This window comes from Methylobacterium sp. WL18 (genome assembly GCF_008040015.1).
Lineage (GTDB): Bacteria > Pseudomonadota > Alphaproteobacteria > Rhizobiales > Beijerinckiaceae > Methylobacterium > Methylobacterium mesophilicum.
Map to the genome: position 1 here is coordinate 1 of NZ_VRVD01001044.1, position 1,018 is coordinate 1,018.

1 protein-coding gene is annotated in these 1,018 nt (G+C 72.5%); it reads left to right on the forward strand.

The genetic code is table 11. The features are described from left to right. Positions 1 to 554: 554 nt before the first annotated feature. Positions 555 to 983 (forward strand): cytidine deaminase, encoded by a 429-nt coding sequence (locus tag FV228_RS30775; RefSeq protein WP_147857865.1) that lies wholly within the window; start codon positions 555 to 557, stop codon positions 981 to 983. Positions 984 to 1,018: the final 35 nt, after the last annotated feature.

A 1,018-nucleotide genomic window follows, 5' to 3' on the forward strand; every position in this document is an offset into this window, starting at 1 on the left:
GCGCTCACCGGCTCGGACGACGGCACGCTCCTGTCCTGGAATGCCGGCGACACCGCCTACGCGCTGAGCGGCCCGCAGGACGACGCGGTCCTGCGCCAGGCCGCCGGGATGCTGGGGGCGGGCGCGGCGACGCGCTGAGGGATTTTCGGGGACGGCCGAACATTCGCCACGTCATTCCCAACGACGGCCCTACACAGGTTTGAGGCGCAGGCGCTGCTACAGGTCGCTCCGCGCACCCTCTGCCGCACGGGCTGCCGAATTCACACTTCGGGCCGGGACACTTGGGCACAGGATGACGCGCGGGTCCCCTCTCCCGCACGGGAGAGGGGACTTGCGGCTTCTGCGGCCATGGTATGGATGCGGCTGCAATCGGAACGTGTGGGCCCCCGGCGCTCCGGGCTCGCCTTCGGCGCCCCGGAATAAGGGATCCGGATTTTCAACGCATCCGAGTAGCCCGCACACTGAAAACAGCTGCTCTCGCTGGCACCGCACTATGCCCTCTGCCATTGCTCCGCCCCTCGACAGGCCGCCCCGCCGGGTGCCAAAGATCGGCCATGCAGGCCGCCGATTCAGCGCAACGGGATGAGGGGCTGACAGCCCTGTTCGAGGCCGCCCGGGCGGTGCGCGCGCGGGCGCACGCGCCCTATTCCCGGTTCCGGGTCGGGGCGGCGCTGCGCGACGAGCGCGGCGCGATCCATGCCGGCTGCAACGTCGAGAACGCGGCCTACCCGGTCGGGACCTGCGCGGAGGCCGGGGCGATCGCCGCGATGATCGCGGGCGGCGGCCGGCGCATCGCCGCGATCCTGGTCTGCGGCGACGGCGCGGGCCTGGTGACGCCCTGCGGCGCCTGCCGCCAGCGCATCCGCGAATTCGCCGGGCCGGACACGCCGATCCACGCCGCCGGGCCGGAGCGCGTCGCGAAAACCTTCACGCTGGAAGAGTTGCTGCCCGAATCGTTCGGGCCGGAGACGCTGGGTGACTGACGCCGCCGCCCTCGCCACCCTCCGGGCCGCCGGCT

Coding starts and splice junctions, on each gene's coding strand:
- FV228_RS30775 (WP_147857865.1), top strand. CDS start 555: ATGCAGGCCGCCGATTCAGCGCAACGGGATGAGGGGCTGACAGCCCTG.